The organism is Pseudomonas sp. DTU12.1, from assembly GCF_009873475.1.
Lineage (GTDB): Bacteria > Pseudomonadota > Gammaproteobacteria > Pseudomonadales > Pseudomonadaceae > Aquipseudomonas > Aquipseudomonas proteolytica.
Genome location: NZ_CP045254.1, coordinates 229,680 through 246,820 on the forward strand (window position 1 = coordinate 229,680; position 17,141 = coordinate 246,820).

Annotated in this window: 15 protein-coding genes; 12 read left to right on the plus strand and 3 right to left on the minus strand. The window is 60.7% G+C overall.

Features of this window, described 5'->3' with window-relative positions:
- Nucleotides 1-113 precede the first annotated feature (113 nt).
- Together GDV60_RS01095 and GDV60_RS01100 are read right to left on the minus strand one after the other, a co-directional pair.
- Nucleotides 114-773 carry an HAD family hydrolase gene (locus tag GDV60_RS01095; RefSeq protein WP_159906017.1) on the minus strand — a complete coding sequence of 220 codons (660 nt, stop codon included), beginning with the start codon at nt 771-773 and terminating at the stop codon, nt 114-116.
- Nucleotides 770-1,312 (minus strand): gamma carbonic anhydrase family protein, encoded by a 543-nt coding sequence (locus tag GDV60_RS01100; protein WP_159906019.1) that lies wholly within the window; start codon nt 1,310-1,312, stop codon nt 770-772. The genes GDV60_RS01095 and GDV60_RS01100 overlap by 4 nt, the downstream gene beginning before the upstream one ends.
- Before the next feature lie 101 nt (nt 1,313-1,413).
- Between GDV60_RS01100 and prlC the strand changes: the two genes are divergently transcribed.
- The 8 genes from prlC to GDV60_RS01140 all read left to right on the plus strand — a co-directional run bounded on the left by prlC (nt 1,414) and on the right by GDV60_RS01140 (nt 11,578).
- Complete coding sequence (gene prlC, locus GDV60_RS01105) at nt 1,414-3,465, plus strand: oligopeptidase A (RefSeq protein ID WP_029290287.1); 2,052 nt, start codon at nt 1,414-1,416, stop codon at nt 3,463-3,465.
- The gene (locus GDV60_RS01110; RefSeq protein ID WP_029290288.1) at nt 3,462-3,737 is read left to right on the plus strand and encodes a YheV family putative zinc ribbon protein; all 276 of its coding nucleotides are present in this window, start codon (nt 3,462-3,464) and stop codon (nt 3,735-3,737) included. Before prlC ends, GDV60_RS01110 begins: the two co-directional genes overlap by 4 nt.
- Nucleotides 3,738-4,007: 270 nt before the next feature.
- Nucleotides 4,008-4,760, plus strand: a complete 753-nt coding sequence (locus tag GDV60_RS01115; protein ID WP_092232487.1) for a gluconate 2-dehydrogenase subunit 3 family protein — start codon at nt 4,008-4,010, stop codon at nt 4,758-4,760.
- 2 nt (nt 4,761-4,762) lie between these two features.
- A complete protein-coding gene (locus tag GDV60_RS01120) occupies nt 4,763-6,547 on the plus strand; it encodes a GMC family oxidoreductase (protein WP_029290295.1) in 1,785 nt (594 codons plus the stop codon).
- A 12-nt stretch (nt 6,548-6,559) separates the two neighbouring features.
- Nucleotides 6,560-7,858 carry a cytochrome c gene (locus GDV60_RS01125; protein WP_029290298.1) on the plus strand — a complete coding sequence of 433 codons (1,299 nt, stop codon included), beginning with the start codon at nt 6,560-6,562 and terminating at the stop codon, nt 7,856-7,858.
- A gap of 81 nt (nt 7,859-7,939) precedes the next feature.
- On the plus strand, nt 7,940-8,998 hold the full coding sequence (locus GDV60_RS01130; protein ID WP_092232490.1) for a PA0069 family radical SAM protein: 1,059 nt from the start codon (nt 7,940-7,942) through the stop codon (nt 8,996-8,998).
- A gap of 227 nt (nt 8,999-9,225) precedes the next feature.
- Nucleotides 9,226-9,957, plus strand: a complete 732-nt coding sequence (locus GDV60_RS01135) for a carbonic anhydrase (protein WP_029290302.1) — start codon at nt 9,226-9,228, stop codon at nt 9,955-9,957.
- A gap of 85 nt (nt 9,958-10,042) precedes the next feature.
- On the plus strand, nt 10,043-11,578 hold the full coding sequence (locus tag GDV60_RS01140) for a SulP family inorganic anion transporter (RefSeq protein ID WP_159906021.1): 1,536 nt from the start codon (nt 10,043-10,045) through the stop codon (nt 11,576-11,578).
- 160 nt (nt 11,579-11,738) lie between these two features.
- On the opposite strand, the gene GDV60_RS01145 is transcribed toward GDV60_RS01140, so the two are convergent.
- The gene (locus GDV60_RS01145; RefSeq protein WP_032862631.1) at nt 11,739-12,386 is read right to left on the minus strand and encodes a hypothetical protein; all 648 of its coding nucleotides are present in this window, start codon (nt 12,384-12,386) and stop codon (nt 11,739-11,741) included.
- A gap of 367 nt (nt 12,387-12,753) precedes the next feature.
- Here GDV60_RS01145 and coxB point away from each other — a divergent pair, with 367 nt between their 5' ends.
- From coxB to GDV60_RS01165, 4 genes are all read left to right on the plus strand, one after another.
- A complete protein-coding gene (gene coxB, locus GDV60_RS01150) occupies nt 12,754-13,881 on the plus strand; it encodes a cytochrome c oxidase subunit II (protein WP_070995518.1) in 1,128 nt (375 codons plus the stop codon).
- Between the two features lie 58 nt (nt 13,882-13,939).
- Nucleotides 13,940-15,529, plus strand: coding sequence for a cytochrome c oxidase subunit I (gene ctaD / locus GDV60_RS01155; protein ID WP_029290313.1), 1,590 nt, complete (start codon nt 13,940-13,942; stop codon nt 15,527-15,529).
- 135 nt (nt 15,530-15,664) lie between these two features.
- A complete protein-coding gene (locus tag GDV60_RS01160) occupies nt 15,665-16,216 on the plus strand; it encodes a cytochrome c oxidase assembly protein (protein WP_029290315.1) in 552 nt (183 codons plus the stop codon).
- Between the two features lie 34 nt (nt 16,217-16,250).
- A complete protein-coding gene (locus GDV60_RS01165) occupies nt 16,251-17,138 on the plus strand; it encodes a cytochrome c oxidase subunit 3 (RefSeq protein ID WP_029290317.1) in 888 nt (295 codons plus the stop codon).
- Nucleotides 17,139-17,141: the final 3 nt, after the last annotated feature.

Here is a 17,141-nt window from a genome sequence, read left to right on the forward strand (position 1 = left end):
TCAGTTTCTGAAAGTTGTGTAGATACCGATGCTCATCGCAGGCAAGCCAGCTCCCACATTTGACGGTGTTCACACATCAACATGTGGGAGCGGGCTTGCCCGCGATAGCCATCTCACGCCCGCCGCAAAAACGCCTGATGCATCTCGTCCAACGTCTCAAAATGCCAGCGCGGTTCTTCGGCACTCAACTCTTCAAAACTACCAAACCCATACCCCACCGCCGCCGCATCCAGCCCATTGCTGCGCGCGCCGATCAGGTCGTGCTTGCGGTCGCCGATCATCAAGGTGCTGGCCGGATCCAGGCCTTCTTCGTGCATCAAGTGGGCGATCAATTCGACCTTGTTGGTACGGGTACCGTCGAGCTCACTGCCGTAGATCACCTTGAAGTGCTTGGCGAAATCGAAATGCCTGGCGATCTCCCGGGCAAATTCCCACGGCTTGGAGGTAGCCACATACAACTGGCGCCCCTGGCCATTCAATTCTTCGAGGAGTGGCATGACCCCGTCAAACACGCGGTTTTCATAGAGCCCGGTGACTTTGAAGCGCTCGCGGTAGAAATTCACCGCCTCCCACGCGCGGGCCTTGTCGAAGTCGTAGAACTGCATAAAGGCCTGCAGCAGCGGCGGGCCGATAAAGTGCTCGAGTTTGGTCAGGTCAGGCTCATCGATACCCAGCTTGGCCAGGGCGTACTGGATCGAACGGGTGATGCCTTCCCGTGGGTCGGTCAGGGTGCCGTCCAGGTCAAACAGGACAGTCTGGTAATCCAGGGTCATTGGTCGAATCCTTCTGCCAGGTGCAGGTCCTTGAGCTTCACGTAGTTCGCGGCGCTGTAGGTGAAAAAGGCGCGTTCCTTGTCAGTCAGCGCGCGGATTTGTTTAACCGGGCTACCCACATACAAAAAACCGCTTTCCAGTTTTTTGCCCGGCGGCACCAGGCTGCCGGCACCGATGATCACATCTTCTTCAACCACCGCGCCGTCCATCACAATGCTGCCCATGCCGATCAGGATGCGACTGCCGACGCTGCAGCCATGCAGCATGACTTTATGGGCGATGGTCACGTCGTCGCCGATCAGCAACGGGAAACCGTCCGGATTGAAAGGGCCGGCGTGGGTAATGTGCAGCACGCAGCCGTCCTGCACGCTGGTGCGCGCGCCGATGCGGATGCGGTGCATGTCGCCGCGAATCACCGTCAGCGGCCAGACCGAACTGTCTGCGCCGATTTCAACATCGCCGATCACCACCGCCGAAGCATCGACGAAAGCCCCGGCGCCGAGGGTTGGCGTGTGATTCTGATAGGTGCGAAGGGTCACGATAGCCTCTCTCTGTTTGGTTGATAGCTGCGGTGGACGTTGATTGTAATTAAGATGGCCCCATCTTTGTCTTACCTGTTTCTTCAGCCAAGGTGCCAACCGTGAGCGCGAACAACCCTCTTTTGCAGTCCTACGACCTGCCGCCGTTCTCGGCGATCCGTGCCGAGCACGTCCAACCGGCCATCGAACAGATCCTGGCCGACAACCGCGTTGCCATCGAAGGCATCCTGCAAAGCCAGGGGAAAAATCCGACCTGGGCCGGCCTGGTCCTGGCCATGGACGAACTCAACGACCGCCTGGGCGCGGCGTGGAGCCCGGTCAGCCACCTGAATGCCGTATGCAACAGCGCTGAATTGCGCCAAGCCTACGAGGCCTGCCTGCCGGCCTTGAGCGCCTACTCTACCGAGATGGGCCAGAACCGCGAGCTGTTCCAGGCGTTCGAAGCCCTGGCCAACAGCCCCGAAGCCGCCGGTTTCGATGTGGCGCAAAAAACCATCCTGGAGCACGCCCTGCGCGACTTCCGCCTGTCGGGTATCGACCTGCCGCCTGAGCAGCAGAAGCGCTACGCCGAAGTGCAAAGCAAATTGTCCGAACTGGGCAGCAAGTTCTCCAACCAGTTGCTCGACGCCACCCAGGCCTGGACCAAGCACGTCACCGACGAAGCCACCTTGGCCGGCCTGACCGATTCGGCCAAGGCGCAAATGGCTGCTGCGGCCCAGGCCAAAGGTCTTGATGGCTGGCTGATCACCCTGGAATTCCCCAGCTACTACGCGGTGATGACCTACGCCCACGACCGCGCGCTACGTGAAGAAGTCTACGCGGCCTACTGCACCCGCGCGTCGGACCAGGGCCCGAATGCCGGTCAGAACGATAACGGTCCGGTGATGGAACAGATCCTCGACCTGCGTCAGGAACTGGCCCAACTGCTCGGCTTCGCCTCCTTCTCCGAACTGAGCCTGGCCACCAAAATGGCCGAATCCAGCGACCAGGTACTGAGTTTCCTACGTGACCTGGCCAAGCGCAGCAAACCGTTCGCCACCCAGGACCTGCAGCAGCTCAAGGCCTACGCCGCCGAGCAAGGCTGCGCCGACCTGCAAAGCTGGGACAGCGGTTTCTACGGCGAAAAGCTGCGTGAACAGCGCTACAGCGTGTCCCAGGAAGCCCTGCGCGCCTACTTCCCGATCGACAAAGTGCTGGGTGGCCTGTTTGCCATTGTCCAGCGCCTGTACGGCATCGAGATCGCCGAGCAGAAAGGCTTCGATACCTGGCACCCGGATGTTCGCCTGTTCGAAATCAAGGAAAACGGCCAACACGTCGGCCGCTTCTTCTTCGACCTGTATGCCCGCGCCAACAAGCGTGGCGGTGCGTGGATGGACGGCGCCCGTGATCGCCGGCGTACCGCGGCAGGTACCCTGCAAAGCCCGGTGGCCAACCTGGTGTGCAACTTCACCCCGGCCGACAGCGGCAAGCCTGCCCTGCTGACCCACGATGAAGTCACCACCCTGTTCCACGAATTCGGCCATGGCCTGCACCACCTGCTGACCCGCGTCGAACACGCGGGCGTGTCCGGTATCAATGGCGTGGCCTGGGATGCGGTGGAGTTGCCGAGCCAGTTCATGGAGAACTGGTGCTGGGAGCCGGAAGGGCTGGCGCTGATTTCCGGTCACTATGAAAGCGGCGAAGCACTGCCCCAGGACCTGCTGCAAAAAATGCTCGCGGCGAAGAACTTCCAGTCGGGGCTGATGATGGTGCGCCAACTGGAGTTCTCGCTGTTTGACTTTGAGCTGCATGCCACCCACGGCGATGGCCGCAGCGTGGCCCAGGTACTCGAAGGCATTCGTGACGAAGTGTCCGTAATGCGTCCACCCGCCTACAACCGCTTCCCCAACAGCTTCGCGCATATCTTCGCCGGCGGTTATGCGGCGGGGTACTACAGCTACAAGTGGGCCGAAGTGTTGTCGGCGGATGCCTTCTCCAAGTTTGAAGAAGACGGCGTGCTCAACGCCGAAACCGGCCGTGCCTTCCGCGAGGCGATCCTGGCCCGAGGGGGTTCCCAGGCGCCGATGGTGTTGTTCGTCGACTTCCGCGGACGCGCACCGTCGATTGACGCACTCTTGCGCCACAGCGGCCTGAGTGAGGACGCGGCAGCATGAGTGACGGGCCTGTGATCACCAAAAAGCAATTTATCGCCGGCGCCGTGTGCCCGGCGTGCAGCGAGCCGGACAAGTTGAAGATGTGGACCGAAGACAGCGTGCCCCATCGCGAATGCGTGGCCTGCGGCTATACCGACACGCTCAACGACCAAGGTTTGTCGGTGCCCAAGGAATTGGGCACGCGGGTCAATACCTCGGCGTTGAAAGCACCCGCGGATCCCAAGGTGCAGGCGGTACAGTTCTTCCCTAATCCGAAGCTGAAAAAAGACTAAAGAAGCTTCGCCAACCACTGTAGGAGCGAGCTTGCTCGCGAAGATCGTTAACGATAACGCGTTCATTCTGAATGAACGCGGCGTCCTTGAGATTTTCGCGAGCAGGCTTGCTCCTACATTTTTTTTGCGCGCATTTCTCGATTTTCCTGGCTGAAACGATTCCTTCATTACTTAGCCTGCTATCATTTGTAACTATTCATTGCTATTAAAACGACAAGCCGCTCCACGAAGCGACTGCTCAAACCCGTGACTACATGATGAGGTGCCACCATGTCTGATCAAGATCGAGACAACCCCCGGCGTGACTTTTTGCGCAAATCCTTGACCTTGATCCCGGTGGTCACGGTTGCCAGTACCGGCCTTGGCGGCTCGATGCTGATGGCCACGCCTGAACCTGCCCAAGCCAGCCCGGCCAAGGCACCCGCCAGTGAAAAGGCCTACGAGCCCAGCTACTTCACCGCCGAGGAATGGGCGTTTATCAACGCCGCCGTCGCGCGCTTGATTCCTGCCGATGCCCAAGGCCCAGGCGCCCTGGAAGCCGGTGCGCCGCAATACATCGACCGCCAGATGAACACCCCTTACGCCAGCGGTGCCCTGTGGTTTATGCAAGGCCCATTCAACGCCGACGCGCCGCCCGAGATGGGCTGGCAGAGCAAGCTGGTGCCCAAGGAGATCTATCGCCTGGGTATTGCTGCCACGGATTCCTGGTCGAAAGCGTTCAACGGTAAAACATTTGCCGGGCAAGACAGCGCTACCCAGGATGATTTGCTGCGTCGCCTGGAGGCTGGTGGTGCGGAAACCGGCGAGCATTTCGCGGCGGTCCCACCGAAGATTTTCTTCAACTTGTTGCTGCAAAACACCAAGGAGGGGTTCTTCTGCGACCCGATCCACGGCGGCAACAAAGGCATGGTCGGCTGGACCATGATCGGCTTCCCCGGCGCCCGCGCCGATTTCATGGATTGGGTTGAACGCAACGAGCAATACCCCTTCCCGGCTGTTTCCATCCGTGGCGAGAGGGCATAAGCGTGGCGACCATCATGAAGAAAGTCGATGCAGTGATCGTTGGCTTTGGCTGGACTGGCGCGATCATGGCCAAGGAGCTGACCGAAGCAGGCTTGCACGTGGTAGCGCTGGAGCGCGGCCCGATGCAGGACACCTACCCGGACGGTAACTACCCACAGGTGATCGATGAACTGACCTACAGCGTGCGTAAAAAACTCTTCCAGGACATCTCCAAGGAAACCGTGACCATTCGCCATAGCGTGAATGACATTGCCTTGCCCAACCGGCAGTTGGGCGCGTTTTTACCGGGCAATGGCGTGGGCGGCGCGGGCCTGCACTGGTCGGGCGTGCATTTTCGGGTGGACCCTATCGAGTTGCGCATGCGCAGCCATTACGAAGAGCGCTACGGGAAAAACTTCATTCCCAAGGACATGACCATCCAGGACTTCGGCGTCAGCTACGAAGAGCTGGAACCGTTCTTTGACTACGCCGAAAAAGTCTTCGGCACCTCCGGCCAGGCCTGGACCGTAAAAGGCCAGTTGGTGGGTGAAGGCAAGGGCGGTAACCCTTATGCGCCGGATCGCTCCAGCCATTTCCCACTGGAGTCGCAGAAAAATACCTACTCGGCGCAACTGTTCCAGAAAGCTGCCGCCGATGTGGGCTACAAACCCTACAACCTGCCGTCGGCCAATACCTCGGGGCCCTACACCAACCCCTATGGCGCGCAGATGGGGCCGTGCAACTTCTGTGGTTTTTGCAGTGGGTATGTCTGCTACATGTACTCCAAGGCATCGCCCAACGTGAATATCCTGCCAGCGTTGCGCCAGGTGCCGAACTTTGAGCTGCGGCCCAATTCCCACGTGCTCAAGGTCAATCTCGACAGCACCAAGCGCAAGGCCACCGGCGTGACCTACATCGACGCCCAGGGGCGCGAGATCGAGCAACCGGCGGACCTGGTGATTCTTGGCGCCTTCCAGTTCCACAACGTGCGCCTGATGCTGCTCTCGGGCATCGGCAAGCCCTACGACCCGATCACGGGCGAAGGGGTGGTGGGCAAGAACTTCGCCTACCAGAACATGGCCACCATCAAGGCCTACTTCGATAAAGACGTGCACACCAACAACTTCATCGGCGCCGGCGGCAATGGCGTGGCGGTGGACGATTTCAACGCCGACAACTTCGACCATGGGCCCCATGGCTTTGTCGGAGGCTCGCCCATGTGGGTCAACCAGGCGGGCAGCCGACCGATTGCCGGGACCTCCAACCCACCGGGCACGCCGGCCTGGGGCAGCGCGTGGAAGCGCGCAACGGCCGATTACTACACCCACCAGGTGTCGATGGATGCCCACGGCGCCCATCAGTCCTACAGGGGTAACTACCTCGATCTGGATCCGGTTTACCGGGATGCCTACGGCCTGCCGTTGCTGCGCATGACCTTCGACTGGCAGGAAAACGACATCAAGATGAACCGCTTCATGGTCGAGAAAATGGGCAAGATCGCCGAGGCGATGAACCCCAAGGCGATTGCCGTGCTCGGCAAAAAAGTCGGCGAACACTTCAATACCGCGTCCTACCAGACCACCCACCTCAATGGTGGCGCGATCATGGGTACCGACCCGAAGACCAGCGCGTTGAATCGCTACTTGCAGTGCTGGGATGTACACAACGTGTTTGTCCCGGGCGCATCTGCTTTCCCACAAGGCCTGGGCTACAACCCTACGGGCCTGGTGGCGGCGTTGACCTACTGGTCGGCCCGAGCGATTCGCGAGCAGTACTTGAAAAACCCCGGCCCGCTGGTTCAGGCATAAGGAGCGACGACCATGAAAGCATTTGTTATCGCGACCCTGGCCTTGTTCAGCAGTTGCTCGGTGAGCGCCGCGCAAGCCGATTTGATCAAGCAAGGCGAATACCTGGCCCGCGCCGGTGACTGCGTGGCCTGCCATACGGCCAAGGGCGGCAAGCCGTTTGCCGGTGGGCTGCCGATGGAAACCCCGATCGGCGTGATTTACTCCACCAACATCACCCCGGACAAAACCGGCCTGGGGGACTACAGCTTTGAAGACTTCGACAAGGCCGTGCGCCATGGCGTCGCCAAAAGCGGTAGTACTCTTTACCCGGCGATGCCCTACCCGTCTTATGCACGTGTCAGCGAAACCGACATGCAGGCGCTGTATGCGTACTTTATGAAAGGTGTGGAACCGGTCGCCCAGGCGAACCAGGACAGTGATATTCCCTGGCCCTTGAGCATGCGCTGGCCCCTGGCGGCGTGGCGCTGGATGTTCGCGCCCGAGGTGGCGGACTATCAGGCCCCGGCCGATGCCGACCCGGTGATCAGCCGTGGCGCCTACCTGGTGGAAGGCCTGGGTCACTGCGGCGCTTGCCATACCCCGCGGGCCCTGACCATGCAGGAAAAGGCCCTGAGCGCGGCGGACGGGGCGGCGTTCCTGTCCGGCAGTGCGCCACTGGAAGGCTGGATCGCCAAAAGCCTGCGCGGCGACCACAAGGACGGCCTGGGCAGTTGGAGCGAAGAGCAGCTGGTGCAGTTTCTCAAGACCGGTCGCAGTGATCGCAGCGCGGTGTTTGGCGGTATGAGCGATGTTGTAGTCCATAGCATGCAGTACATGTCTGAAGACGACCTGACAGCTATCGCCCGTTACCTCAAGAGCCTGCCGGCAGTCGACCCCAAGGATCAGCCGCACCAATACGACAAGCAGGTGGCCGAGGCGCTGTGGAAGGGCGATGACAGCAAGCCAGGCGCCGCGGTGTACATCGACAACTGCGCGGCCTGCCACCGTACCGACGGCCATGGCTACACCCGGGTGTTCCCGGCGCTGGCGGGCAACCCGGTGTTGCAGACGGCAGATGCCACGTCGCTGATCAACATTGTGTTGAAGGGCGGCACCCTGCCGGCCACTCACGCCGCGCCATCCACCTTCACCATGCCGGCGTTTGCCTGGCGCTTGTCGGATCAGGAAGTGGCGGATGTGGTCAGCTTTATTCGTGGCAGCTGGGGTAACCAGGGCGCGCCGGTGAAGGCCGGCGAAGTCGCCGACCTGCGCAAGAGCGATCAACACAGCACCTCGGGCGACGATCTGGGGCAAGTGACCACGAGTCACTGATTCAGGCTTTGCCGCCCAACGGCACTGGTCAGATACGCTGCGCCTCGATACTGTATATAAAAACAGTATCGAGGCGCTTTCATGTCCACTCCTCTACCGCCGCGTGGGCGAGGCACCGCCACCAACCTGCACAATCGCTTCGCGCCCACGGTCAGTGTGGCCGAGGACGATGGTTGGTATCAGGAAGTGCCGCCGACCCAGGGTACCGAAGTGCGTATCGAGACAGCGAAGACCATCATCACCCGCAATACCTCGCCAGACCTGCCTTTCGATCGCTCCATCAACCCTTACCGGGGCTGTGAGCATGGTTGTATTTATTGTTATGCGCGGCCCAGCCATGCCTATTGGGACATGTCCCCGGGCCTGGACTTCGAAACCAAGCTGATCGCCAAGAGCAACGCCGCCGAGGTGCTGGAGCAGCAATTGTCCAAGCCCGGCTATGTGTGTGCGCCGATTAACCTGGGTTCCAACACGGACCCGTACCAGCCCATCGAGCGCGAGTACAAGATCACCCGGCAAACCCTGGAGGTGCTGCTGCGCTATCGTCACCCGGTGACTATCGTGACCAAGGGTTCGTTGATCCTGCGTGACCTGGACCTGCTCACGGAGCTGGCCCGCCAGCGGCTGGTAGCGGTGATGATCAGCCTTACCAGCCTGGACGATGAGCTCAAGCGCATCCTGGAGCCCCGTGCGGCGGCGCCCAAGGCGCGTTTGCGGGCGATCCGGGTGATGCGTCAGGCGGGTATCCCGGTAGGCGTGCTGTGTTCGCCGATGATTCCGATGATCAACGACAGCGAACTGGAAAGCCTGCTCGCCGAGGCCCATGCCGCCGGGGCGCAGAGCGCCGCCTATATGATGCTGCGCCTGCCCCTTGAGGTGGCGCCGCTGTTCGAGGAGTGGCTGGCGGCCCATTACCCGCAGCGGGCGGCCCATGTGATGAGCCTGGTACGCCAGGTGCGCGGGGGCGAAGTCTATGACAGCCGCTTCGGTGTACGCATGCGCGGTGAGGGGCCGTTTGCCGACCTGCTGGCGCAACGATTTGCCAAGGCGATCAAGCGCTTGGGGCTGGACCGACGGGAAGGCTTCAACCTCGATTGCAGTGCGTTCTGCCCGCCCGGCAGGCAGTTGGCTTTGTTGTAGACTGATACAAATGCGCGCACTGCCCAGCCAGGGTAGTCGCGTTTTGACATCACTGAAACCCGCGAGATAGAGCGGTTGATTCAGTTTGAGTTAAGTTTTGGCAGGTACCTTGTTCATCGAGTGACTGGTGGGTCTGCGTCGCGGCTGGTGTGGTTTTCCAATTATTGCAATGGTCGCGCGCCAAACTGAACTGCAACACTCCCCTGCTCCAACTACGAGGATGAATCATGAGTGACAAGGATAAACAGCCGTTGGCTGCGTCGGCTTCAGCCCCTCACGAGGCGGAGTCCGCCGATGCAGCGCTGCAGCACATCGTTGATGGCTTTTTGCATTTCCATAACGAGGTCTTTCCCCAGCAGGAAGAACTCTTCAAGAAACTCGCCACGGCCCAGAGCCCACGGGCGATGTTTATCACCTGCGCCGACTCGCGCATTGTTCCGGAACTGATTACCCAAAGCTCCCCGGGCGATCTGTTCGTCACCCGTAACGTAGGCAACGTCGTGCCGCCTTATGGGCAGATGAACGGCGGTGTGTCCACGGCCATCGAGTACGCGGTGCTGGCCCTGGGCGTGCAGCACATCATCGTCTGCGGCCACTCCGACTGTGGCGCGATGCGGGCGGTGCTCAATCCCCAGAGCCTGGAAAAGATGCCCACGGTCAAAGCCTGGCTGCGCCATGCCGAGGTCGCCAAGACCATGGTCCAGGACAACTGTGATTGCGCCAATGAAGGCGAAAGCATGCAGGTGCTGACCGAAGAAAACGTCATCGCCCAGTTGCAACATTTGCGCACCCACCCTTCTGTGGCTTCGCGCATGGCCAACGGTCATTTGTTTATCCATGGCTGGATCTACAACATCGAGACCAGCGAGATCAAAGCCTACGATGCGGACCAGGCCACGTTCCTGCCGCTGACCGGTTCCGGACCGATCCCTTCGGCGACGCCCAAAGCGCGCTTCTAAAACAATCCCCTGCCGGGTAATGCGATGGCTGCCATGGATGCAGCCAGGCCTTGCCACGCCCGGCGAATGCCTCGGGAGAGTCATTATGCGTGCAGCTCAATTGAAAACAGTGCTGCCACGGGAGCTGTTGGCTTCGGTGGTGGTGTTTCTGGTGGCCTTGCCACTTTGCATGGGGATCGCCATTGCTTCGGGCATGCCGCCGGCCAAGGGCCTGATCACCGGGATCATCGGTGGCCTGGTGGTGGGTTGGCTGGCCGGCTCGCCCCTGCAAGTCAGTGGCCCGGCTGCCGGCCTGGCGGTGTTGGTGTTCGAACTGGTGCGCCAGCACGGGATGCTGATGCTCGGGCCGATCCTGCTGTTGGCGGGCTTCCTGCAACTGGTGGCCGGGCGCCTGCGCCTGGGTTGCTGGTTCCGGGTGACGGCACCTGCGGTGGTCTACGGCATGCTGGCGGGGATCGGGGTGCTGATTGTCCTGTCGCAGGTGCATGTGATGCTCGATGGAGCGCCCAAGCCGTCTGGGCTGGATAACCTTGCCGGCTTCCCCGCTGCAGTGGCCCAGGCCATTCCCGGTCTCGGCTGGCAAGCCGGTCTGCTGGGGTTGTCGACGATTCTGGTGATGTGGATGTGGGATAAATTTCGTCCGCAAAAACTGCGCTTTGTACCGGGTGCGTTGCTGGGGGTGGGCTTGGCGACGGCAGCCAGCCTGATGCTGGCATTGCAGGTCAAACGCGTGGAAGTGCCGGAAAACCTCGCCGATGCCATCGACTGGCTCCGCCCCAGTGACCTGCTGAACCTGGCCGACCCCAGCCTGCTGATCGCCGCTTTCGCGGTGGCCTTTATTGCCAGTGCCGAAACCTTGCTCTCGGCGGCGGCTGTGGATCGGATGCACAACGGCCAACGCTCGGACTTCGACAAGGAATTGTCTGCCCAGGGTGTAGGCAACATGTTGTGTGGCCTGGTGGGCGCATTGCCCATGACCGGGGTGATCGTACGCAGTTCGGCCAACGTCCAGGCGGGCGCAACCACGCGTCTGTCGGCAATGTTCCATGGTCTCTGGCTGCTGGCCTTCGTGTTGCTGCTGTCGAGCGTGCTGCAAAGCATTCCGGTGGCGAGCCTGGCGGGTGTGCTGGTGTATACCGGCATCAAGTTGGTGGACCTCAAGGCGTTCCGTGGCCTGGGGCGCTATGGTCGGATGCCGATGTTCACCTACGCGGCCACGGCCCTGGCGATCATCTTGACCGACTTGCTGACCGGTGTGCTGGTGGGCTTCGGCCTGACCCTGGTGAAACTGGCGTGGAAAGCTTCACGCTTGAAAGTCAGCCTGATCGACCTGCCCCAGGACGGTGAAATGGAGTTGCGGTTGATAGGCGCGGCGACCTTTCTCAAGGTGCCCGCATTGACTCAGGTACTGGCGACAGTGCCCGCGGGAAGCACCGTGCATGTGCCGCTCAATAACCTGAGCTACGTGGATCACTCGTGCCTGGAATTGCTGGAGGAATGGGGGCGGGCCAATGCGGCCAAGGGCTCGAAGTTGGTGATCGAGGCGCGGGGGTTGAAGCGTCGGTTGGAAGGGCGGATAAGAACCACGACCCGGATCGGTTCTGCCCCGTCGGTGGGCTGACGAAACCGCATAAAAAAGTGGGAGGGGCTTGTGTGGGAGCCGGGCTTGCCCGCGATAGCAGCACCGCGGTGTAACTGATGCACCCCGGTGCCTGCATCGCGGGCAAGCCCGGCTCCCACACAAACCCCTCCCACATTTTGTTCTGTGCCAGGCCGCAACTCTAGGCCGGCTGATCCAGCTCCAACTCCACGCCCAGCTGGCGCGACAGGCAAGGCCAGCGCTTCCACGCGGCTTCCGTTGCCGGGCTCTTGAGCTGCTCGCGATAGGCCTCGACGGACTCCAGGGCAAAGCTCTCTTCATTGAGCATCTCATCCACCGCCAGGTGCACGGCTTCATCCAGCTGGTTGGCGAAATCTTCGCCGATCAACTGGTGGGCAATCACATTGGCAACGGTGGTGTCCGCCGGAATCAACGGCTGGCCGAAGTGCTTGATATACAAATCGTTCACTTCTTCCACCAGCCGGTGGGCCAGGTAGGCCTCGTCCAGCAGGCCGTTCAGGCCTTCATGGGCAGCGAGGATGGCCGGTGGCTGGAGAAAGAAATGCTCGGCGATTTTCAGCACCGGCTTGATCTGGCTTTCAATCCCTGCTTCCCGGGCCACGTCGTTGGCGGCGTCCAGCAGGTCCGGAACCTGATCGATGTAGGCGGTGACGAAGCGCGTCATCACGGCATTACGATCACCCTCGGCCAGGGAAATGGCCGAATGCAGGTGTGGTAACTGAGCGTCCAGTTGTTTAGCCAATTGGCCAGTGGATGCTTCGTGTTGATGGGCACGGGAAATCTGCTCGCGCAATGCGGCGGTGTTCATGAAAGCTCCAGGAATACGGGCGTAGGAAAGGGGATTGCATAAGGTAGCTCGTTTATACGAGCCCCTAAGACGCATTTGTCATAATTATTTCATGGTTATGCGCCGCTGTTATATCGAAATGCCATCGTTCGTCGGATAGGCCTTTAATCTGCTGGCCGGCCAGCGCCGTTCGTCTCTTTTTACTGATTTGTCCCCACACATTGCGGGGTCGCAGTCGCTGTCTATACTCGGGTTTGTACGCAATTAGCTGATGACGCCCGACTGCATTAGGCAGGCAAGGCTTGGCGGATGTAAGCAGTTTAGAAGCCGCCCCCTTGGCCGCAGGTGCAAACCGGCGGGATAACAAGAACGATAAGGGGAACCCGCAATGACGCGACATCCACATGTTTGGATGGGCTTACTCTTGTGGTCAGTATTCAGCCAGGCGCAGGCCGCCTGGACAGTGAATATGGCACCAGGGGCCACCGAAGTCAGTCACGCTGTGTTCGACCTGCACATGACCATTTTCTGGATCTGTGTGGTGATCGGCATCATCGTGTTTGGTGCCATGTTCTGGTCGATGATTGTGCATCGGCGCTCCACGGGCCAGGTGGCGGCCAAGTTCCACGAAAGTACCACGGTCGAAATTCTCTGGACCGTAGTGCCCCTGCTGATCCTCGTCGCCATGGCTATTCCCGCGACCAAGACCCTGATCAACATCTACGACAGCAGTGAATCGGATATCGATATCCAGGTCACCGGCTATCAGTGGAAGTGGCACTACAAGTACCTGGGCCAGGACGTCGAGTTCTTCAGCAACCTGGCCACCCCCGCCGAGCAGATCCAGAACAAGGCCACCAAGGGCGAACACTACCTGCTGGAAGTCGATCAGCCGCTGGTGCTGCCGGTGGGCGCCAAGGTGCGCTTTTTGGTGACCGCCGCCGACGTTATCCACTCCTGGTGGGTACCGGCGTTTGCGGTCAAGCGCGATGCCATCCCCGGCTTCGTCAACGAGGCCTGGACCCGGGTCGAGAAGCCCGGCATCTACCGTGGCCAGTGCGCAGAGCTATGCGGCAAGGACCACGGGTTCATGCCCATCGTGGTCGAGGTCAAGTCCAAGGCGGACTATGAAACCTGGCTCGGCGAGCGCAAGGAAGAAGCCGCCAAGCTCAAGGAGCTGACCTCCAAAGAGTGGACACTTGAAGAGCTGGTGGCCCGTGGCGACAAGGTCTACCACACCACTTGCGTGGCCTGTCACCAGGCCGAAGGCCAAGGCCTGCCGCCGATGTTCCCGGCGCTCAAGGGCTCGAAAATCGCCACCGGACCTGCGGCAGATCACCTGAGCATCGTCTACCACGGCAAGCCCGGGACCGCGATGGCGGCGTTCGGCAAGCAGCTGTCGGAAGTCGATATTGCGGCAGTCGTGACCTACGAGCGTAACGCCTGGGGCAACAACAAAGGCGACATGGTCACGCCTAAAGACGTGCTGGCCATCAAACAGGCGGAAAGCAAATGAACCTCTTCATTGCGTATGCCCTGACCCGCCCCGCCCATCCGCTTGCAGGAGAACGGCCATGAGCACTGTGATCGATGACCACGGTCATGCCGCTGACCACGCCCACGGCCCCGCCAAGGGCTTGATGCGCTGGGTGCTGACCACCAACCACAAAGATATCGGGACCATGTACCTGTGGTTCAGCTTCGCCATGTTCCTGCTCGGCGGCTCGTTCGCCATGGTGATCCGTGCCGAGTTGTTCCAGCCGGGGCTGCAAATCGTCGAGCCGGCGTTTTTCAACCAGATGACCACCATGCATGGCTTGATCATGGTGTTTGGCGCGGTGATGCCGGCGTTTGTCGGCCTGGCCAACTGGATGATCCCGCTGATGATCGGCGCGCCGGACATGGCCCTGCCGCGCATGAACAACTTCAGCTTCTGGCTGTTGCCGGCGGCGTTCCTGTTGCTGGTCTCGACCTTGTTCTCCCCGGGGGGCGGGCCCAACTTCGGTTGGACCTTCTATGCCCCGCTCTCCACCACCTACGCCCCGGAAAGCGTGACGTTCTTTATCTTCGCCATTCACCTGATGGGGATCAGTTCGATCATGGGCGCGATCAACGTGGTCGCCACCATCCTCAACCTGCGTGCCCCGGGCATGACCCTGATGAAGATGCCGCTGTTCGTCTGGACCTGGCTGATCACCGCGTTCCTGCTGATCGCGGTGATGCCGGTACTGGCCGGTTGCGTGACCATGATGCTGATGGATATCCACTTCGGCACCAGCTTCTTCAGCGCTGCCGGCGGCGGTGACCCGGTATTGTTCCAGCATGTGTTCTGGTTCTTCGGCCATCCCGAGGTGTACATCATGATCCTGCCGGCCTTTGGTGCCGTCAGCTCGATCATCCCGACCTTCTCGCGCAAGCCGCTGTTCGGCTACACCTCGATGGTCTACGCCACCGCGAGTATCGCGTTCCTGTCGTTTATCGTGTGGGCGCACCACATGTTCGTGGTGGGTATTCCGTTGGTGGGTGAGTTGTTCTTCATGTACGCCACCCTGCTGATCGCCGTGCCCACCGGGGTCAAGGTGTTCAACTGGGTCAGCACCATGTGGCAAGGTTCGTTGACCTTCGAGACGCCCATGCTGTTTGCCGTGGCCTTCGTGATCCTGTTCACCATCGGCGGCTTTTCCGGGCTGATGCTGGCCATTGCGCCGGCGGATTTCCAGTACCACGACACCTACTTTGTGGTGGCGCATTTCCATTACGTACTGGTGCCCGGGGCGATCTTCGGGATCTTCGCCTCGGCCTACTACTGGCTGCCGAAATGGACCGGCCATATGTACGACGAAACCCTGGGCAAGCTGCATTTCTGGCTGTCGTTCGTGGGGATGAACATGGCGTTCTTCCCGATGCACTTCGTCGGGCTGGCCGGCATGCCGCGCCGGGTGCCGGACTACAACCTGCAGTTCGCCGACTTCAATATGGTGTCGTCGATTGGCGCCTTCATGTTCGGTGCCACGCAGATTTTCTTCCTGTTTATCGTGATCAAGTGCATCCGTGGCGGTAAGCCGGCGCCGGCCAAGCCGTGGGATGGTGCCGAAGGGCTGGAGTGGAGCATTCCTTCGCCAGCGCCGTACCACACCTTCACCACGCCGCCGGAGGTCAAATGAACAGCGGGTCTGTAGGCGCGAGCTTGCTCGCGAAGGGCGTGAGCGATAACGCGGGTTGCCTGGATAAACGCGGCGCGCTGTGGTTTTTCGCGAGCAAGCTCGCTCCTACAGAACCGTCACGCGGGGGTGGGCGCCATGGCTGATTCCGTGCCCCTCAACCGCCTGGTCACGCGCCTGCTGATCCTGGTGCTGGCGATGTTCGCCTTTGGCTTCGCCCTGGTGCCGATCTACGACGTGATGTGCAAGGCCTTCGGCATCAACGGCAAGACTGCCGGGCAGTACGAAGGCTCACAGGTAGTCGATCCGTCGCGCCAGGTGCGGGTGCAGTTTCTGTCGACCAATGCCATCGATATGGTCTGGGAATTCCACTCCAAGGCCGACGAAATCGTGGTCAACCCTGGCGCGGTCAACGAGATGGTGTTCGTAGCCTTCAACCCCAGCGACAAGCCGATGACGGCCCAGGCGATCCCGAGCATTTCCCCGGCCGAAGCGGCGATGTACTTCCACAAGACCGAGTGTTTTTGCTTCACCCAGCAAGTGCTGCAGCCGGGGGAGCGCATCGAGATGCCGGTGCGCTTCATTGTCGACCGCGACATGCCCAAGGATGTGAAGCATTTGACCCTGGCGTACACGCTGTTCGATATCACTGCGCGCCAACCGCCCGTGGCTGTCCATACCGGCGGCTAGGCGTGCCTGCGGGCTCGATTAGGAGAACGGATACATGTCGACTCATGATACGTACTACGTACCAGCGCAAAGCAAGTGGCCAATAATTGCCACGTTTGGGCTGCTGATCACCGTGTATGGCCTGGGCGTGTGGTTCAACGACCTCAAGGCTGCGCGCCCGGAATCCCACGGGCCTCTGATCTTTTTCGTGGGCAGCCTGCTGTTGGCCTACATGATGTTTGGCTGGTTCGGCGCGGTGATCAAGGAAAGCCGCGCCGGGTTGTACAGCGCACAGATGGACCGCTCGTTTCGCTGGGGCATGACCTGGTTCATCTTTTCAGAGGTGATGTTCTTTATCGCCTTCTTCGGTGCGCTGTTCTATGTGCGGCATATGTCGGCGCCGTGGCTGGCCGGGGAAGGCTCCAAGGGCATTGCGCACATGCTGTGGCCGAATTTCGAGTTCGCCTGGCCGTTGCTCAACAACCCCGACCCCAAGCTGTTCCCGGCGCCGGAAGGCACCATCAGCCCGTGGGGCTTGCCGCTGGTCAACACCATCTTGCTGGTGAGTTCCAGCGTGACCATCACCATCGCCCACCACGCCCTGCGCAAGGGGCATCGCGGCGCGCTGAAAATCTGGTTGGCGCTCACCGTGTTGCTGGGGGTGGCGTTCCTGGGGTTCCAGGCCGAGGAATATATCCACGCCTACAAAGAGCTGGGCCTGACCCTGGGCTCGGGGGTGTATGGCGCGACTTTCTTCATGTTGACCGGCTTTCACGGCGCCCACGTGACCATCGGCACGATCATTTTGTTCGTGATGCTGATGCGCATCCTAAAGGGGCATTTCAATGCCGAGCACCAGTTCGGCTTCGAGGCGGCCAGTTGGTATTGGCACTTTGTGGATGTGGTGTGGATCGGTTTGTTTTTCTTCGTCTACGTGCTGTAGCGA

Bases quoted from the DNA above. Each gene is read 5' to 3' on its own strand.
- GDV60_RS01095 (WP_159906017.1), bottom strand. From the start codon at position 773: ATGACCCTGGATTACCAGACTGTCCTGTTTGACCTGGACGGCACCCTG.
- GDV60_RS01110 (WP_029290288.1), top strand. From the start codon at position 3,462: ATGAGTGACGGGCCTGTGATCACCAAAAAGCAATTTATCGCCGGCGCC.
- GDV60_RS01115 (WP_092232487.1), top strand. From the start codon at position 4,008: ATGTCTGATCAAGATCGAGACAACCCCCGGCGTGACTTTTTGCGCAAA.
- GDV60_RS01125 (WP_029290298.1), top strand. From the start codon at position 6,560: ATGAAAGCATTTGTTATCGCGACCCTGGCCTTGTTCAGCAGTTGCTCG.
- GDV60_RS01130 (WP_092232490.1), top strand. From the start codon at position 7,940: ATGTCCACTCCTCTACCGCCGCGTGGGCGAGGCACCGCCACCAACCTG.
- GDV60_RS01135 (WP_029290302.1), top strand. From the start codon at position 9,226: ATGAGTGACAAGGATAAACAGCCGTTGGCTGCGTCGGCTTCAGCCCCT.
- GDV60_RS01140 (WP_159906021.1), top strand. From the start codon at position 10,043: ATGCGTGCAGCTCAATTGAAAACAGTGCTGCCACGGGAGCTGTTGGCT.
- GDV60_RS01145 (WP_032862631.1), bottom strand. From the start codon at position 12,386: ATGAACACCGCCGCATTGCGCGAGCAGATTTCCCGTGCCCATCAACAC.
- coxB (WP_070995518.1), top strand. From the start codon at position 12,754: ATGACGCGACATCCACATGTTTGGATGGGCTTACTCTTGTGGTCAGTA.
- ctaD (WP_029290313.1), top strand. From the start codon at position 13,940: ATGAGCACTGTGATCGATGACCACGGTCATGCCGCTGACCACGCCCAC.
- GDV60_RS01160 (WP_029290315.1), top strand. From the start codon at position 15,665: ATGGCTGATTCCGTGCCCCTCAACCGCCTGGTCACGCGCCTGCTGATC.
- GDV60_RS01165 (WP_029290317.1), top strand. From the start codon at position 16,251: ATGTCGACTCATGATACGTACTACGTACCAGCGCAAAGCAAGTGGCCA.